13 protein-coding genes and 1 pseudogene are annotated in these 16357 nt (G+C 62.1%); 4 read left to right on the top strand and 10 right to left on the bottom strand.

What is annotated here, in order from left to right; translation table 11 throughout:
* Positions 1 to 57 precede the first annotated feature (57 nt).
* From pta to JHW44_RS16700, 9 genes are all read right to left on the bottom strand, one after another.
* Positions 58 to 1035 carry a phosphate acetyltransferase gene (gene pta / locus JHW44_RS16660; protein WP_089346052.1) on the bottom strand — a complete coding sequence of 326 codons (978 nt, stop codon included), beginning with the start codon at positions 1033 to 1035 and terminating at the stop codon, positions 58 to 60.
* 93 nt (positions 1036 to 1128) lie between these two features.
* The gene (locus JHW44_RS16665) at positions 1129 to 2151 is read right to left on the bottom strand and encodes a YeiH family protein (RefSeq protein WP_089346051.1); all 1023 of its coding nucleotides are present in this window, start codon (positions 2149 to 2151) and stop codon (positions 1129 to 1131) included.
* A gap of 55 nt (positions 2152 to 2206) precedes the next feature.
* Positions 2207 to 3988, bottom strand: coding sequence for a sulfoacetaldehyde acetyltransferase (gene xsc / locus JHW44_RS16670; protein ID WP_089346050.1), 1782 nt, complete (start codon positions 3986 to 3988; stop codon positions 2207 to 2209).
* A 13-nt stretch (positions 3989 to 4001) separates the two neighbouring features.
* Positions 4002 to 5393 carry an NAD(P)/FAD-dependent oxidoreductase gene (locus tag JHW44_RS16675; protein ID WP_089346049.1) on the bottom strand — a complete coding sequence of 464 codons (1392 nt, stop codon included), beginning with the start codon at positions 5391 to 5393 and terminating at the stop codon, positions 4002 to 4004.
* Between the two features lie 8 nt (positions 5394 to 5401).
* The gene (locus JHW44_RS16680; protein ID WP_089346048.1) at positions 5402 to 5809 is read right to left on the bottom strand and encodes a nuclear transport factor 2 family protein; all 408 of its coding nucleotides are present in this window, start codon (positions 5807 to 5809) and stop codon (positions 5402 to 5404) included.
* Between the two features lie 17 nt (positions 5810 to 5826).
* Positions 5827 to 7167, bottom strand: a complete 1341-nt coding sequence (locus tag JHW44_RS16685; protein ID WP_089346047.1) for a TRAP transporter large permease — start codon at positions 7165 to 7167, stop codon at positions 5827 to 5829.
* Positions 7167 to 7724 (bottom strand): TRAP transporter small permease, encoded by a 558-nt coding sequence (locus JHW44_RS16690; RefSeq protein WP_089346046.1) that lies wholly within the window; start codon positions 7722 to 7724, stop codon positions 7167 to 7169. Before JHW44_RS16690 ends, JHW44_RS16685 begins: the two co-directional genes overlap by 1 nt.
* Before the next feature lie 78 nt (positions 7725 to 7802).
* Complete coding sequence (locus JHW44_RS16695) at positions 7803 to 8807, bottom strand: TRAP transporter substrate-binding protein (RefSeq protein WP_089346045.1); 1005 nt, start codon at positions 8805 to 8807, stop codon at positions 7803 to 7805.
* Positions 8808 to 9032: 225 nt separating this feature from the next.
* Positions 9033 to 10358 (bottom strand): MFS transporter, encoded by a 1326-nt coding sequence (locus JHW44_RS16700; RefSeq protein ID WP_143811509.1) that lies wholly within the window; start codon positions 10356 to 10358, stop codon positions 9033 to 9035.
* A 253-nt stretch (positions 10359 to 10611) separates the two neighbouring features.
* On the opposite strand from JHW44_RS16700, the pseudogene JHW44_RS16705 reads away from it, so the two are divergent.
* A pseudogene (locus JHW44_RS16705) lies at positions 10612 to 10824 on the top strand (IS66 family transposase zinc-finger binding domain-containing protein); the annotation flags it as partial.
* Between the two features lie 27 nt (positions 10825 to 10851).
* On the opposite strand, the gene JHW44_RS16710 reads toward JHW44_RS16705, so the two are convergent.
* Positions 10852 to 11862, bottom strand: a complete 1011-nt coding sequence (locus JHW44_RS16710; protein WP_089346043.1) for a LysR family transcriptional regulator — start codon at positions 11860 to 11862, stop codon at positions 10852 to 10854.
* 301 nt (positions 11863 to 12163) lie between these two features.
* Here JHW44_RS16710 and JHW44_RS16715 point away from each other — a divergent pair, with 301 nt between their 5' ends.
* The 3 genes from JHW44_RS16715 to JHW44_RS16725 all read left to right on the top strand — a co-directional run bounded on the left by JHW44_RS16715 (position 12164) and on the right by JHW44_RS16725 (position 16355).
* On the top strand, positions 12164 to 14584 hold the full coding sequence (locus JHW44_RS16715) for a GcvT family protein (protein WP_089346042.1): 2421 nt from the start codon (positions 12164 to 12166) through the stop codon (positions 14582 to 14584).
* A gap of 83 nt (positions 14585 to 14667) precedes the next feature.
* Positions 14668 to 15426 carry an electron transfer flavoprotein subunit beta/FixA family protein gene (locus tag JHW44_RS16720; protein ID WP_272850351.1) on the top strand — a complete coding sequence of 253 codons (759 nt, stop codon included), beginning with the start codon at positions 14668 to 14670 and terminating at the stop codon, positions 15424 to 15426.
* Positions 15426 to 16355 carry an electron transfer flavoprotein subunit alpha/FixB family protein gene (locus JHW44_RS16725; RefSeq protein ID WP_272850352.1) on the top strand — a complete coding sequence of 310 codons (930 nt, stop codon included), beginning with the start codon at positions 15426 to 15428 and terminating at the stop codon, positions 16353 to 16355. Before JHW44_RS16720 ends, JHW44_RS16725 begins: the two co-directional genes overlap by 1 nt.
* Positions 16356 to 16357: the final 2 nt, after the last annotated feature.

Here is a 16357-nt window from a genome sequence, read left to right on the forward strand (position 1 = left end):
GGGAAAGTCGGCAGACAATAGGCCCTCTCGGGATCGCAGGCAATTGCCTGCCGGTGATCAGCTTTCCTGCATGACCGTCTTCTTGGTCTGGATCGCGGTGATCAAGGCCGCCGAGACGATGTCCTCGGTCGTACATCCCCGCGACAGGTCATTCGCGGGCTTTGCAAGGCCCTGCAGGATGGGTCCGATGGCGGTAAGGCCGCCAAGGCGTTGGGCGATCTTGTAGCCGATATTTCCCGACGCAAGATCGGGGAAGATGAAGACATTGGGACGCCCTGTCAGGCGGCTTCCCGGTGCCTTGCGGGCGCGGATGGCGTCGTCGAGCGCGGCGTCGAACTGCATTTCGCCATCCACCTCCAGCTCCGGCTCCTGTTCGCGGATCAGGGCCAGCGCCTTGTGGATCTTGTCAAGGCTGGGATGGTTGGCCGATCCCGCCGTCGAGAAGGACAGCAGCGCCACGCGCGGGGTCTCGGCCAGCACCTGACGACAGGATTGCGCGGCCGATCGGGCGATGGCGGCCAGTTCCTCGGCGTTGGGATCTATCACCAGCCCGCAATCGGAAAAGATCATCCCCCCCTTGATCGGTGCGTCGGGTCCGCAGGAGAGCATCAGGAAGAAGCTGGACACGATCGAGGCATCCGGCGCACGTCCGATGATCTGCAGGGCCGCGCGCACTGTGTCGGCGGTGGTGGCGACCGCGCCACCGACAGTGCCATCGGCCTGACCCAGACGCACCCGCATCGCGGCCTGGCGGATGGGGTCGCGCATTTCTTCCAGCGCGGCGGCGGCGGTCAGCCCCTTGGCCGCGCGCATCTGGTGCCAATGATCGGCCAGTTCGGCCAGATCGGGGGCTTCTGCCGGGCGCAGGGCCGTGACGCCAGGCATTTCCGGGCCATTCATCAGCGTCACGCGTGCCAGTCCCTCTTGTGTCAGGCGGGCCGCGGCATCAGCCACACGGGGATCATCGCCCTCGGGCAGGATGATATGGCGGGGATTTGCGCGGGCGGCGTCGTGAATGCGATCTAGCGGTTTCATGGCGGATACCCTTTCAGGAAAAGCGGGATCAGTGCGGAACGGGGGCGGTGCGGCCGCCCCCGGATGTGTCGGTTTCAGGACAGGGAGTGGCGCCTATCCCAACAGATGAAGCCCCGTCACGATGAAGACGCCCAGAAAGACGGTTTCGGCGACCAGCAGGATCACGGCAACGGGCCCGACCTCCAGCATCCGGCCAAGCGAGGTCTTGATACCGACCGCGGCAATGGCGATCAGCAAAGCCCACCGGCTGAATGTGCTGGCCCAATCGGCCAGAACCGGCGGGATCAGCCCCAGCGAGTTCAGCGCCGCCAGTATCAGGAAGCCGACGACAAAGCCCGGCAACAGCGGCGGGCGTTTTTCAGCATCCTGATCGGCCAGTCCCATCTGCCGGATCACCAGCGAGAAACACAGCACCACCGGCGCAAGCATCGACACCCGGATCAGTTTTACCAGCGTCGCGGTTTCCCCGGTTTCCGGACTGATCGAAAAGCCTGCACCCACCACCTGGGCCACATCATGGATGGTGCCGCCCAGAAACACACCGGAATCACGGGCGTCGAACTGGAACAGATTGGCCAGCATCGGATAGACGACCATGGCCACGGTTGACAGCACCGTGACAGACAGCACGGTAAAGACCAGATCGCGTTCTGATTTTTCATGTTTGGGCAGAACTGCCGCGATGGCCATGGCCGCCGAGGCGCCACAGATCGCGACCGAACCGCCGGTCAACAGCGCAAAACGCCAGCCTCGGCCAACGAAACGGCTGGCCAGCAGCGCAAAGCTGATGGTCAGAATGACACCGGCGATGACCAATGCGATGGCCGGTCCGCCCAGACCTGCAAGCATGTCGACGCTGATCCGGGCACCCAGCAGCGCGACGCCCAGCCGCAGGACACTGCGCGCCGTCACCGCGATGCCCGGCGCTGTACGGGTGCCGTCCTCGGCCAGAAAGTTCAATGCCAGGCCCAGAAGCAGCGCCAGCAACATCGCGGGCGCGCCGTAATGGTCTGACAGGAACTGCGCAGTGGCCGCGACAAGGGCCGAGACGGCAAAGCCGGGAAAGAGCTCGCGCAGTCGGTCAGTTGCAGCGAGGCGCGCGGCGATGCTTGTCATGTTTGAACTCCTTTGGGTTGGCCCGGCGGGCTGTTTCCGCCGGGCCTTTTCGTGATCAGGCTGCGCCCTTCTGGGGGCGCATGTCTGCGGGGTCGATGCCAGCGACGACGACGGGTTTCTTCATTGCGTCGCGACGGAAGGGCTCGCCCAGCTCCTGGTTCAGCAGCACCTCGATGAAGGTGGTCTGGCCTTCCTTCATCTGGCGTTCGACTGCCTCATGCAGGGCATGGGTCAGTTCTTCGGCGCCACGCACCTGCACGCCATTCACGCCGCAGGCCCTGGCGATGCCGGCATAGGAGGTGTCGCGGTCCAGTTCGGTGCCCACGAAGTTGTTGTCATACCACAAGGTCGTGTTGCGCTTTTCCGCACCCCATTGATAGTTGCGGAAGATCACCATGGTGATGGCGGGCCAGTCGTCGCGGCCGCAGGCGGTCATCTCGTTCATCGAGATCCCGAAGGCCCCGTCGCCGGCAAAGCCGATCACCGGCGTGTCGGGATTGCCGATCTTGGCACCCAGAATGGCCGGGAAGCCATAGCCGCAGGGACCGAACAGGCCCGGGGCCAGATATTTCCGGCCGGCCTCGAAGCTGGGATAGGCATTGCCGATGGCGCAGTTGTTGCCGATGTCGCTGCTGACGATGGCCTCTTTCGGGACCGCCTGCATGATGGCGCGCCAGGCCTGACGGGGCGACATCAGATCCTTGTCACGCTCGCGCGCGCCGGCATTCCATTCGGTGCCGGGATCGTCATCCTCGTGATCCAGACTGGACAGTTCCTGCGCCCAACGCGATTTGGTCTGGGCGACCAGATCGCGGCGTTCCTGACGACCGTCATCTCCGGCCGTCGGGGCCAGTTGCGACATGATCCCGCGCGCGACCTTGGCGGCATCGCCCTGAATGCCGACGGTGACCTTCTTGGTCAGGCCGATGCGGTCGGCATTGATATCGACCTGGATGATCTTGGCGTCCTTGGGCCAATAGTCGATCCCATAGCCGGGCAGGGTCGAGAAGGGGTTCAGCCGGGTGCCAAGGGCCAGCACCACATCGGCCTTGGCGATGATCTCCATGCCGGCCTTGCTGCCGTTGTATCCCAGCGGGCCCATGGCCAGCGGGTGGCTGCCGGGGAAGCTGTCATTGTGCTGATAGTTCGAGCAGACCGGCGCATCCAGACGCTCGGCCAGCTTGACCAGATCGGGAATGGCGCCCGAGAGGACCACGCCCGCGCCCGAGAGGATCACCGGGAACTTGGCTTCCGACAGCAGCTTGGCGGCCTCGGAGACGGCGGTCTCGCCCCCCGCGGGACGTTCGAAGCTGACCACCTGGGGCAGTTCGACATCGATGACCTGGGTCCACATGTCGCGCGGAATGTTCATCTGCGCGGGGGCGCTGTTGCGCCAGGCCTGCATGATCACCCGGTTCAGCACCTCGGGGATGCGCGAGGGATCGCGGACCTCTTCCTGATAGCAGACGCAATCGGCAAACAGCCGCATCTGCTCCATTTCCTGGAAACCACCCTGACCGATGGTCTTGTTGGCCGCCTGCGGCGTCACCAGCAGCAGCGGCGTATGGTTCCAATAGGCGGTCTTGACCGGCGTCACGAAACCGGTCACGCCCGGTCCGTTCTGCGCGATCGCCATCGACATCTTGCCCGTCGAACGCGTGAAACCATCCGCCATCAGACCGGCATTGGTCTCATGCGCGCAGTCCCAGAACTGGATCCCCGCCTTCGGAAAAAGATCGCTGACCGGCATCATCGCCGAGCCAATGATCCCAAAGGCATGCTCAATCCCGTGCATCTGCAAAACCTTCACAAATGCTTCTTCAGTCGTCATCTTCATGGCGTTCGCTTCCTTATTTGCGTTCGTCGCGGAAATGGTAGAGCTTGTAGAGGCCCCATTGGCCCAGCCGCCGGAAGGGTGTCCTCCATCCCTCATGCGGCAATTCGTTGTTGAAGATCGGCAGATCGCGGATCGCTTCGCCCGCGACCAGTTGCGCCATGCGGCGCCCGGCCATTGCGGAATACATCACCCCGTTGCCGCCATAGCCAAGGGCATAGAAGGCGCCGGGGAGATCGGGCAGGCCGGTGATCCGGGGCATCATGTCGTGGCTGACATCCACCCAACCCCACCAGCTATAGTCAAGGTCGATGCCGCGCAGCGCCGGAAACTTGCGGGCCATGCCTTCACGCAACGCCTCCAGATGCACGGGGTTGGCGGCATCGCGTCCGGTGATTGCCGCGCGGGAACCGATCTGCAGCCGGTTGTCGGGCAGCAGCCGGTAATAGTGGCGCAGGGTCCGTGTATCGGTCAGCGGCGAGCGTTTCTGGATGCCGACCGCTTCCAGTTCTTCGGGTGTCAGCACACGCGTCACGATGCTGTTGGACATGATCGGCATCAGCCGGTCCTTCAGGCGCGGGTGCAGATTGCGCGGGGCATAGGCCGCCGTGGCCACCGCAACGCGGCGGGCCCGGACGATGCCCCCCGGCGTACGCAGGTGATGCACGCCATCTTTCAGTTCCCAGCCCTGGACGGGGCTGTCGGGATGCACGGTCGCGCCCAGTTCGCGGGCCACCCGCAGGTAACCGAAGGCAAGCTTGGCGGCATGGATCGACACGCCGTCCGGTTCCCACATGGCGCCATGGGCCTCGGCATCGCGGACCACGGTGCGATGCAATTCCTCGCGGTCAAGCATGCGCGCGCCATAGCCGAATGTCTCGTTCAGCAGCCGGGTTTCGCTTTCCAGAGACGGCATGGCCGAGGCCTTGTGTGCGATATAGTAATGGCCACCATCCTGGGGATCGCAGTCAATCGCGTGGTCGCGGATCAGGCCGCGGAACAGGTCGAAAGCCTCGACGACCTCGTCATGCAGGGCGCGGGCGCTGTCCAGACCCCAGCGTTTGATCCATTCGCTGCGCTTGAGCCGACCCGAACTGATCTGTGCTTGTCCGCCATTGCGGGTGGAACAGCCATAGGCCACGCCATTGGCCTCGAGCACGGTCGCCTTGATGCCATGCATCTTGGCCAGATGAATGGCCGTGGACAGGCCTGTATACCCAGAGCCGATCACCGCAACATCGACATCCATGTCCGCAGTGACGGGACCATCGTCTGCGGGGGGGGTGCCTGCGGTTCCGATCCAGTAGGTCGGGGCGTAGTCACTGCCCGGACCCAGCTTGCGGGCCGTCATTGGATCATACAGCGGATCAAAGGGCACGCTGGCCGATCGTTTTGCGGTTGTATCCATTTCGTCCCTCATTTCGCAGGAACGGCAGGGCGTTGTTTGCGGATTGCCTGTTTCTCGATGATCTGGCCGTCGCGGATGCGGAACAGGTCAGCGCCCTGCACCTCGGTCCGGGTGCCGTCGGGATTGGTGGCACGGAAGGTCCACTGGCTGACGCCGCGCGTGCCGTCTTCGGACATGAAATGGCTGTGATCGGCCCATTGCACGTCGGGCATGGCGGTCCAGACGCCTTCGAAGGCTTTGGCGATGGCTTCCTTGCCCTCGATCCGGTTGCCATATTCATGGTCACCCGCGACAGTGAAGAACACGCAATCTTCGGCAAAATGTGTCATCACCCCGTCAAGGTCATGCCGGTTGAACGCGTCAAAGGTGGCCTTGAGGTCATCGGCGGTCAGCGTGCGTGTGGTCGTGGCGGTCATAGGGGGACTCCTTTGTGTCAATATCCCATCAGCCGCGGCAGCCAGAGGGCGATTTCCGGGAAGATGGCGATGATGAAGATTGCGGTAATCGAGGCGATCGCGAAGGGGATCGCGCGCAGGCTGATCCGTTCGATCGAAACTCCCGAGATGCCCGAGGCGATGAACAGGTTTTCACCCAGGGGCGGGGTCTGGAAGCCGACCGACAGGGTGCAGATCATGACGATGCCGAAATGGATCGGATCGATTCCCATCATATAGGCGACGGGCAGCATGACCGGCACGAGGATCATGATCGCGGCCAGCGTTTCCATGAACATGCCGATGATCAGCAGCATGCCGATGACCATCGCCCAGATCAGATACAGATTGTCCGTCAGCGACAGGATACCGCCTGCGATCGCGCCGGGAACGTCGTTTTCCACCAGGATGCGGCCAAAGACTGTCGCGGTGAACAGGACCAGCAGCACGCGGCCAGCCAGCCAGGTGGTTGTGTCCAGCGATTTGATCAGTTCGCGCAGGTTCAATTCGCGATAGATCACCGCACCGACGAATAGCGTGTAGAAGATCGCGACGATGGCGGCCTCGGTCGGGGTGAAAAAGCCGGAATAGATTCCGCCCAGGATCACCACCGGAGCCAGCAGCGCCCAAAACCCATGGTAGCAGGCCTCAAGGATCTTGCGGACCGACAGCGGCTCGGACGAGCCGTGAAAGCCGCGAATCCTGCAGCGGATATAGTTCATGGTCAGCAGGCCACCGGCCATCACCACACCGGGCAGGAAACCGGCGATGAACAGCTTGGATATCGACACCGACTGGAACATTCCGTGAGCCTCGACCGCGGCTTCGGGCGGCTGCATGCCCATGGCGGAGATGCCGTAGATGACCATCGGGATCGAGGGCGGAATGATGATGCCCAGCCCGCCGGCGGCTGCAGTGACCGAGGCGGCATAGCCCGCCCCGTAGCCCTGCCGCACCATGGCAGGGATCATCAGCATGCCGACGGCAGCGGTCGTCGCCGGGCCGGAACCGGAGATGGCACCAAAGAACAGGCAGGCCATCACGGTCGCGGCGGACAGGCCGCCGGTGAAGGGGCCGGCAAGGCTTTCGGCAACGTTGATCAGGCGGCGCGACAGGCCGGCAGCCTCCATCAATGCGCCTGCCAGAATGAATGCGGGCAGTGCCATCAGCGGGAACGACCCGACCGAGGACCATGCCATCTGCACCATCTTGATCGGGTTGTCGCCAAGATACAGCATGGCCGTCAGCGACGAGATCCCCAGCGCGACCGATATTGGTGCGCCCAGCACCAGCAGTCCGAAAAAGGCTCCGAAGAGGATTTCGATCAGATAGGAATCCATCAGTGGTTCCCCCGTTCGAAGCTGCGCTGTTCTTCGGCAGCCAGTTCCAGCGCGGCTTCGACACCGGCCTTGTCCGGATCCGTGGGGTCAATGCCACGCACCAGCTTGAGGTAATTGACCTGCAGGATGCGCAGGGTCATCAGGGCAAAGGCGATGGGCAGGGCCAGGTAGACATGGCGCATTTCCCAGCCAAGCGTCTGCACCTTCACAAAGGGTTTCAGACGGCTGATGAATTCGACCGAATACCAGACGAAGACCAGATTGAAGATGATCCAGAAGGCATCACCAATGGCCTCGATGATCCGGGCCTTGGGGCGTGACATGAACCCCAGGTGAAAGCCCACCCGGTTGTGCGCCGCGATCCGCGCCGCGTAAGAGGCCCCGAAATAGGCGAACCAGACGAACAGGATGATCGAAAGCTCTTCGATCCATGTGATTGAAAATCCAAAGATCTGGCGGGCGACGATCTGCACGAAAAGCAGGGTCACGAAACAGGCCAGCAGGATGCGGCAGACATGGCTTTCGAACCTGTCGAGAAACGACCAGAGCGCAGTCATGGCGGACCTCGGAATTGGAGGGCGACGGGAAGAGAGGGATGAGAGGCGGGGGAGTGGGGGCGCTTGGGCGCCCCTGCTTTAGTCGGCGGCGGGTTCGCGTCCCAGCGAAGTCAGGACATTGTCCAGAACCTCTTTGCCACCGATCTGGTCATAGAACTTGGGCCAGACCGCTGAGGTTGCCAGTTCCATGAACTCCTTTTCTCCGTCGGCGGGCTCGGAGATTTCCATGCCACGGGCGATCAGTTCCTCACGGATCTTGGCTTCCTGATCGCGCAGGAATTGCGCGGAAGCCTGGGTTGCTGCTTCGCCGGCGGCCAGCACCTGCGCCTGCTCCTCTTCGGACAGGCTTTCGAACATGGCTTCGCTGACGATCAACGGTTCGATGGAAAAGATGTAATGCAGATCGGTGACATATTTCTGCACTTCATCAAATTTCATCGCATAGACAGTCATGTAAGGGTTGTCCTGACCGTCCACGACCTTCTGCTGCAGAGCCGCGAAGGTTTCGCCCCATGCCATTGGCGTCGGGTTGATACCCCAACTCTTGTAGGTCTCGATCATGATCTCGTTCTTGGGAACCCGGATCACCAGCCCCTTCAGGTCTTCCACCGTCGAGACAGGTTTCTTCGAGTTGGTCAGAACCCGGAACCCGGAATAGCCCCAGCCGATGATACGCACGCCTGCATCTTCGATGGTCTGTTCGATCATCTGCTGGCCGATTTCACCCTGTGTCAAGGTCTCGGCATCCTCTTGCGACAGGATCACATAGGGCAGCGTCAGCGTGCCCACCGAGGGCGAAAACGGGGTGATGTTGTTGATTGCAAGGATCGAGAAATCCAGCGTGCCTGTGGCGGCGGCGGTCACGGTGTCCTGCTCATCCCCCAACTGGCCGTTCAGAAACAGCTTGCCGGTCATTTCACCGCCGGATTCTTCCTCGAGCGCGGCAATGAATGCCTTGCCAAGCGCCTCTTGCGTGCCGCCGGCGCCATCGCCGACCGCGATACGATATTCGGTTGCCGCGGCGGGAAGGGCCAGCGCAAGGGCCGCTACGGTGCCGGTCAGCAGGCGTTTCATATAGGTCATCGGACATTTCCCTGTTTTGCGCACCACGTTGATCGCGGTGTCGTAACGAGAAGGAATGTCTCAGTTGTGGCCAGTTAAGCCTATGTCCAGTTTTGCCATTTTATAGATCCAGTTTTTCCGAATTTCGGCTGTGCCTTGGAATCCAACGGGCAATTCCAAACTTTGATGTTCATTTTGTGGATGCCCCGGTCGTCGTCGCCCGAACGAGAGGGGGCGGTAGCCCGGTCAAGACGGATCCTTGTCGTCCCCAAGCGAGGCCTCTTCGGCAACAGCCGTGGCAATCTCGGTGCCCTGCAGGGGGGCAGGGACATATGGCCCCTGTTCCGACATCGGCATGGCTTCACGCCGGATCATGCGCCAAAGGGCAAAGACGGCCAGAGCAACATGGCAAAGCGCCAGCCAAAGAAAGAATCCTGACGGACCCAGCAAGGCAAGCGCCACACCAACCATGATCGGCCCAAGGACCGATCCGGCCCCAAGCGTAAGCACCAGGCCGCTGCTGGCGCCGACCAGTTCCTCTGCGTCGAGATAATCATTGGTATGGGCAAGCGAGAGGGAATGGATCGAGAGCGACAAACCACCGGTAAGCGCAACCAGAGCCGCCGCATGTGCCGAGCCTATATCGGAAATGCCCGTTGCGAGAACGCAGGCGATTGCAGCCGCGATGGTCACGCCGGTGATGACCTTGCGCCGGTCCATGAGATCGGACAGCTTGCCGATCGGCCATTGCAAAAGCGCCGCGCCAAGGATCAGAAGCGCCATGAAAAGCGACGTGTCAACGACGGAAAAGCCGGCGCGGCGGGCGAAGACCGCCCCCATGCCGAAGACGGTGCCATTGGCGATGCCGGCAATGAATACGCCCAATACTCCCAGCGGCGATGCGGATGCCAGACGGCGCAGGGACACGCTGCGCGCGGCTTCCTGGCTTGGCAAAGCGGTTGCGCGCAGAAGAAGCGGCACGACCGCCAGCGAGATCAGCACCGAGACCAGCATGAACAGGTCTGCTGCACGGCTGCTGGCAAGGTTCAGCAGGAACTGTCCGCTGCCCATGCCCGCAAAGGTCACAGCCAGATACAGTGCCAGCACCTGTCCGCGGGTTTGCTGCGGCGCACGTTCGTTCAGCCAGCTTTCGGCCACCACGAAGATGCCCGCATAGCAAAAGCCGGTGACGAAGCGGATCGCCCACCAGGCAATCTCGTTCACGAACAGGGAATGCAGGAGGATCGCGACCGAGGCGATGGCCGACATCGCGGCAAAGACCCGGACATGGCCGACGACGCGAACCGCACGTGGCGTCCACAGCGACCCCGCCAGCAGGCCGGCGAAGAATCCGGCCATGATGAAGCCGATCACGGCGGCGTCGAACTCTTCGACCTCGGCGCGAACGCCAAGAAGGCTGCCCTGCAACCCGTTTGCCATCATCAGCAGGCCGATGCCGAACAACAGCGTCCAGACCGAACGAACGGTTGCCAGCAGAGACGGACGGGAGTCGGAAGGCGACGGGATGATCGACATGGCCACATTGATGCCACCGGCAAGAGCTTTTGTCACGATGCGGTTGTGCGGCTGTCAGGGTGCGCTACACGTCCTGCCCGCAGCCTGTTTTCAGGGCAGGTTTCCGTGTTTCCTCGCGCTGTGACCCAGCTCCATGCGAGAGCGCGGGCGCAAGCATTGGCAGCAGTTCCCGTGGCGCAGCGCGAAGCTGTCGCCGCGCTGCTGCGCGGGCATGAGGAGCTCAAAGGTGAGAGGGTCAGCCTCAAGGAGACATCAAGCGCCGTCCGAGAGCCGACCCCGGCGTGCAGCCCGGCGCAATCGAGGCGACCTACCCAAGGACCTGCCGCGCATCGAGCGCGTGATCGAGCCGGACAGCTTGCAATGTCCTTGTGGCTGCGGGGAGATGCACAAGATCGGCGAGGACCGCATCGCGCGGCTGGACATCGTGCCCGCCCAGCTGCGCGTGCTCGTCACGGTTCGCCCCAAATTCGCCTGCCGCGCCTGCACCGATGGCGTGACCCAGAGGCATGATCTGCAGAAACTATCTGCCTCAGATCAGCGTTTCGTTGTAAACCTCGATGGCGTCGCCAAGCCGGGGTGCCAGCCTTGCAAATTCGGCCACCGCATCCCGTTGCAGCAGGCTGCGGCATTGCTGCGCCAATGTTTCGGGCAGTGAACCCAGTTCATCCATTCGGTTGATCAGATAGATCTGGCGCGACAACCCCGTGAAGGGAAGGGGCCAGATGTCGATACTGTCCTTGAACCTGATCGAATCCAGGATGCTCAGCGGGGTCGTCATCGTCCAGCCACCGGTCTTGGCGACCGTTGCAATGACCGATCTGCTGGCTTCAAAGGAAAATCTGCGCGGAAAGTGATGTCCGATCCGCTTGAGATGGGCCGAGACCAGCCGGCCCATGGGCATGGCATCGGAATACTGGATGAACGGCAGCTGACCCAACTGACCGCGCCAGTCGAGATTGTCGGAATAGGTGCCCCGCGCGGTGACCAGCAGAAACTTCTCGCGCAACAATTGCATCACCTGAAACTTGTGCATCTGGGCGGGAATGCTGGCCGTGACCGCGATATCCGCCTCGCGCGAAAGCAGGCGTGAAGTCACCTGGTCCGAGCGGCCCGAAAAGGTGCAGATGAAACAGCGTGGCAGCTTTGCCTGCATCGAGGCCGCCAAGGACGGCGTCAGAGAGGCGTCCAGATCATCGATGATTGCGAAATTCAGCAAGGGAAGACTGGCAAGGTTCAATTCTGCGAGCGAGGCTTCGGCGATGGAGACTGTGGCCAGAACACGGTGCGCATGCAGGCTGAGTGTCTGGCCCGCCGGAGTCAGCGTGATCGGTTTTTGACGACGGTCGAAAAGCTTGGTGCCAATGCCGGTTTCCATGGCGGTGATCTGCTGGGAGACATTGGACTTGCTGATCCCGAGGGATTTGGCGGCCTCGGCCACCGAACCGAATTCCTCCAGGGCAACGAACACCCTCAGGCCACGCAGGGAAAGACGACCGGTGGTCTGCTGGACGGCGCTTGCTTGGGGGGTTGGCTGAGTCATCGACGCATGGGGTTCCCTGTGTGGGCCTGGCGCTACGACCGCGTCTGCTGCATGGCTGATTAAAAAACATGCATTTCACGCGGCGAGGCCATGGCGTGGCTAAGGATCAGTTTCCGAAAGAATAAGTCATTAATTCCAGTTGTATATAAATTTCTTGGGGGCAGCCCTCCGGCGCTGGATGTTCAAGGATTGCAAGGCCTTCGTTCTGATTTTCTGAACTTGGTATCAGGCTGATTGACCGAAACGTGGTTCGGCCCGTTACCTAGGGTCAGATCAACGCATAGCAGCGCAAGAGGTAGTGATGAAGAGCCAGACACGTGTAGTGGTCATCGGTGGTGGGATCGCGGGATGTTCGACCCTCTATCATCTGACCCAGGAGGGGTGGACTGACGTTGTCCTGGTCGAACGCAACGAGCTGACCTCGGGCACGACCTGGCATTCGGCAGCGCAGGTGACCAATTTCGGAGCCACCCAGACGATGGTCGGTCTGAAAAGCCATTCGATCAAGCTGTACAAGGAACTGGCCGACGATCCCGAATATCCCATCAACTACCATCATGCCGATGGCGGCATCCGTCTGGCCAATACCGAACGCCAGATGGAAGGTTATCGCCATTTTGCCAGCGTCGCCAAGGGCATGGGTGTCGAGTTCGAGGTGATCGACGCCGAGGAATGTGCACGTCGTCATCCGTTGATCTCGACCGACAACCTGCTTGGCGGGCTGTGGGATCCGCTGGATGGCGACATCGACCCGGCGCAACTGTGTCAGGCGTTGGCTCGCCGTGCGCGGCTTGCCGGGGCCGAAGTCTACCGCCATACCCCGGTTACGGGGCTGACCCAGCACAAGGATGACAGCTGGACGGTCCACACCGAAAAGGGCGATATCCGGTGCGAGATCGTCGTCAATGCCTGTGGCTATCGCGTGAACGAGGTCGGCGCGATGATGGGTGTGCATCATCCGGTTGCCTCGATGGAGCACCAGTATTTCCTGACCGAGCCGATCAAGGCCATCGAGGAATCCGATTTCCGCATGCCCCTGCTGCGCTGCCCGATCAGCGATTACTATTGCCGCCAGGAAAAGAACGGACTTCTGGTCGGCTTCTATGAACAGGACTGCAAGACCTGGGGCATGGACGGGATCGACCCGAATTTCGTCAATGCGCTATGCCCGGACGATCTGGACCGGGTGATGGATGTTCTGGAAGGCGCGTTCGAACGCATGCCGGCCCTGACAGAGGTGGGGATCCACTCGATCGTCAACGGCCCGATCACCTATACGATCGATGGCGCGCCTCTGGTCGGCCCGATTCCCGGCAAGCGCAATGCCTTCTGCATCATCGGCCTGCGTGCCGGTCTGGGTGAGGGCGGTGGCCACGGCTGGTTGCTGGCCCAGCAGATCGTGCATGGCGAGGCCTGCTATGACACCTGGGTCATCGACCCGCGCCGCTTTACCGGCCATGGCAATGTCGAACTGACCGCGCTGAAGGCCATCGAGGATTATCAGAACGAGTTCCGCTTTCACTTTCCGCATGAACACCGCCCGGCGGGGCGACCGATCAAGACCACCCCGCTTACGCCGGTTCTGGCCGCCGAGGGTGCGGAATTCGGTGTCGTCAATGGCTGGGAGCGTGTTGCCTATATCAAGCCGAGCGCCGATTTCGAGGAAACCCACAGCTTCCGTTTCAATGAGACCTTCGATGTCATCGGTGAAGAGGTCAAAGCCGTGCAGACCGCTGTCGGCCTGACCGAGGTCAATGGTTTCAACCGTATCGAGATCACCGGCCCCGGTGCGCGCGACTGGCTGGACAAGATGACCTGCGGGCGCGTCACGAAAAAGATCGGCAAGGTCGGGCTCAGCTATCTTCTCAACGACCACGGCAATATCAAGGCCGAGGCAACGCTGGCCAATCTGGACGAAAATACCGTCTGGTACGGTTCCGCTGCAGCGGCGGAATTCCATGACATGGACTGGCTGCAGAAACATTTGCCCGATGACGGCTCGGTGTCGCTGAAATCCTTGACCAATGACTGGACGATTCTTGTTCTGGCCGGGCCGAAATCGCGCGATGTGCTGTCTGCGGCGTCACGCGGTGACTGGTCGGCACAGGCCTTCCCATGGCTTTCGGTGCGTCATGCCTTTGTCGGCATTGCGCCGGCGGTGGTCATGTCGGTCAGCTTCTCGGGTGAACTGGCTTACGAAATCCATGTTCCGAACAACCAGCTTTACGCGGCCTATCTGGCATTGCGCAAGGCGGGTGAAGAACATGGTCTGCGCCTGTTCGGGTCGCAAGCCGTGGAATCGATGCGGCTTGAGAAAGGATATCGCCATTGGAAGGCGGATCTGATTACCGAATTCGATCCGCTGGAATCCGCGCTGGATCGTTTCGTGAAACTGGACAAGCCCGAATTCATCGGCAAATCCGCGCTGGAAGAACATGTAAAGGCCGGGCCGCGGCGCAAATTCGTCAGTCTGGTTCTGGATTGCACCCATGCCCCCGCGCATGGCGGTGACAGCATCCTCTCGGATGGCAAATGCGTCGGCACGATCACTTCGGGAGGCTGGGGCTATCGCACCGACAAGAACATCGCCATGGGCTTTGTCGACCCGGAGTTTGCCGAGATCGGAACCGCGCTTTCCGTCGAGGTCATTGGCGAGCCAGTCCAGGCCAGCGTGGTCGATCCCTGTCTGTATGATCCACAGAACAGCCTGATGCGTGCTTGAGCAACAGCGTCTGGCCTTCGGGCCAGACAGTTTCGGGCGCCGTAGACGGGCCCGACCAACCGACCAACTCTGCAGGAGTCACTATGAAGGTACTTGTACCGGTAAAGCGGGTCATTGATTACAACGTTAAGGCCCGTGTCAAGGCTGACGGATCGGGTGTTGATCTTGCGAATGTGAAGATGTCGATGAACCCGTTTGACGAGATTGCCGTGGAAGAGGCGATCCGTCTTAAGGAGAAGGGCGTCGCCACGGAGGTTGTCGCGGTCAGCATCGGCGTCAAGCAGGCGGCCGAGACGCTGCGCACGGCCCTTGCGATGGGGGCCGACCGTGCCATCCTGGTGATTGCGGCCGATGACGTGCATACCGATATCGAGCCTCTGGCGGTGGCCAAGATCCTCAAGGCGGTGATCGACGAGGAGGCACCGGGCCTGGTGATCGCCGGCAAGCAGGCGATCGACAACGACATGAACGCGACCGGCCAGATGCTGGCGGCGCTGCTGGGCTGGGGTCAGGCGACCTTTGCCAGCAAGCTGGAGATCGAGGGCGATGCCGCCAAGGTCACCCGCGAGGTCGATGGCGGCCTGCAGACCATCGAGGTCCGGCTTCCGGCCATCGTCACCGCCGACCTGCGCCTGAACGAGCCGCGCTATGCCAGCCTGCCCAACATCATGAAGGCCAAGAAGAAGCCGCTGGAGGAAAAGACCGCCGCGGATCTGGGCGTCGATGTGACCCCGCGCCTTGCCGTGGTCAACACGCGCGAGCCCGAGGGCCGCAAGGCCGGCATCAAGGTCGGCTCGGTCGATGAACTGGTATCGAAACTGAAAGAAGCGGGGGTTGTGTGATGGCTGTTCTGTTGCTGGGTGAAGTCACGAATGGCGAGCTGAACCGCGATGCCACCGCCAAGGCGGTCGGCGCGCTGAAATCCCTGGGCGATGTGACGGTGCTCTGCGCCGGGGCCTCGGCACAGGCCGCGGGCGAGGCGGCTGCCACGATCGAGGGCGTGGCAAAGGTCCTGGTGGCCGAGGATGCGCTCTATGGTCATCGCCTGGCCGAGCCCGCCGCCGCGCTGCTGGTCAGCCTTGCGGGTGATTACGACCATATCGCCGCACCGGCCACGACCGATGCCAAGAACATCATGCCCCGCGTCGCGGCGCTGCTGGACGTGATGGTGATCTCGGATGTCTCGGGCGTGGTGGATGGCGAGACCTTCGAGCGCCTGGTCTATGCCGGCAATGCCATCCAGACGGTGAAATCGGCGGATGCGAAGAAGGTTCTGACCGTGCGCACGGCCAGCTTTGACGCCGCCGGTGACGGCAGCGCGGCGCCGGTCGAAGCCGTGGCCGCGGCGGGCGATCCGGGCCTGTCCAGCTGGGTTGCCGACGAGGTGGTCACCAGTGACCGCCCCGAGCTGACCTCGGCGGGTCGCGTGGTGTCGGGCGGTCGCGGCGTCGGCTCGAAAGAGGATTTCGCGATCATCGAGAAACTGGCCGACAAGCTGGGCGCGGCGGTCGGCGCCTCGCGCGCGGCGGTCGATTCCGGCTATGCGCCCAATGATTATCAGGTCGGCCAGACCGGCAAGGTCGTCGCCCCCGAGCTTTACGTCGCCGTGGGCATCTCGGGCGCGATCCAGCACCTGGCGGGCATGAAGGACAGCAAGGTCATCGTCGCCATCAACAAGGACGAAGAAGCCCCGATCTTCCAGGTCGCGGACTACGGACTCGTCGGTGACCTCTTCTCGACTGTCCCGGAAATGGCGGAGGCCCTGTCGTGACC

It is taken from the genome of Paracoccus seriniphilus, from assembly GCF_028553745.1.
Taxonomy (GTDB): domain Bacteria; phylum Pseudomonadota; class Alphaproteobacteria; order Rhodobacterales; family Rhodobacteraceae; genus Paracoccus; species Paracoccus seriniphilus.

Coding starts and splice junctions, on each gene's coding strand:
- pta (WP_089346052.1), bottom strand. CDS start 1,035: ATGAAACCGCTAGATCGCATTCACGACGCCGCCCGCGCAAATCCCCGC.
- JHW44_RS16665 (WP_089346051.1), bottom strand. CDS start 2,151: ATGACAAGCATCGCCGCGCGCCTCGCTGCAACTGACCGACTGCGCGAG.
- xsc (WP_089346050.1), bottom strand. CDS start 3,988: ATGAAGATGACGACTGAAGAAGCATTTGTGAAGGTTTTGCAGATGCAC.
- JHW44_RS16675 (WP_089346049.1), bottom strand. CDS start 5,393: ATGGATACAACCGCAAAACGATCGGCCAGCGTGCCCTTTGATCCGCTG.
- JHW44_RS16680 (WP_089346048.1), bottom strand. CDS start 5,809: ATGACCGCCACGACCACACGCACGCTGACCGCCGATGACCTCAAGGCC.
- JHW44_RS16685 (WP_089346047.1), bottom strand. CDS start 7,167: ATGGATTCCTATCTGATCGAAATCCTCTTCGGAGCCTTTTTCGGACTG.
- JHW44_RS16690 (WP_089346046.1), bottom strand. CDS start 7,724: ATGACTGCGCTCTGGTCGTTTCTCGACAGGTTCGAAAGCCATGTCTGC.
- JHW44_RS16695 (WP_089346045.1), bottom strand. CDS start 8,807: ATGACCTATATGAAACGCCTGCTGACCGGCACCGTAGCGGCCCTTGCG.
- JHW44_RS16710 (WP_089346043.1), bottom strand. CDS start 11,862: ATGACTCAGCCAACCCCCCAAGCAAGCGCCGTCCAGCAGACCACCGGT.
- JHW44_RS16715 (WP_089346042.1), top strand. CDS start 12,164: ATGAAGAGCCAGACACGTGTAGTGGTCATCGGTGGTGGGATCGCGGGA.
- JHW44_RS16720 (WP_272850351.1), top strand. CDS start 14,668: ATGAAGGTACTTGTACCGGTAAAGCGGGTCATTGATTACAACGTTAAG.
- JHW44_RS16725 (WP_272850352.1), top strand. CDS start 15,426: ATGGCTGTTCTGTTGCTGGGTGAAGTCACGAATGGCGAGCTGAACCGC.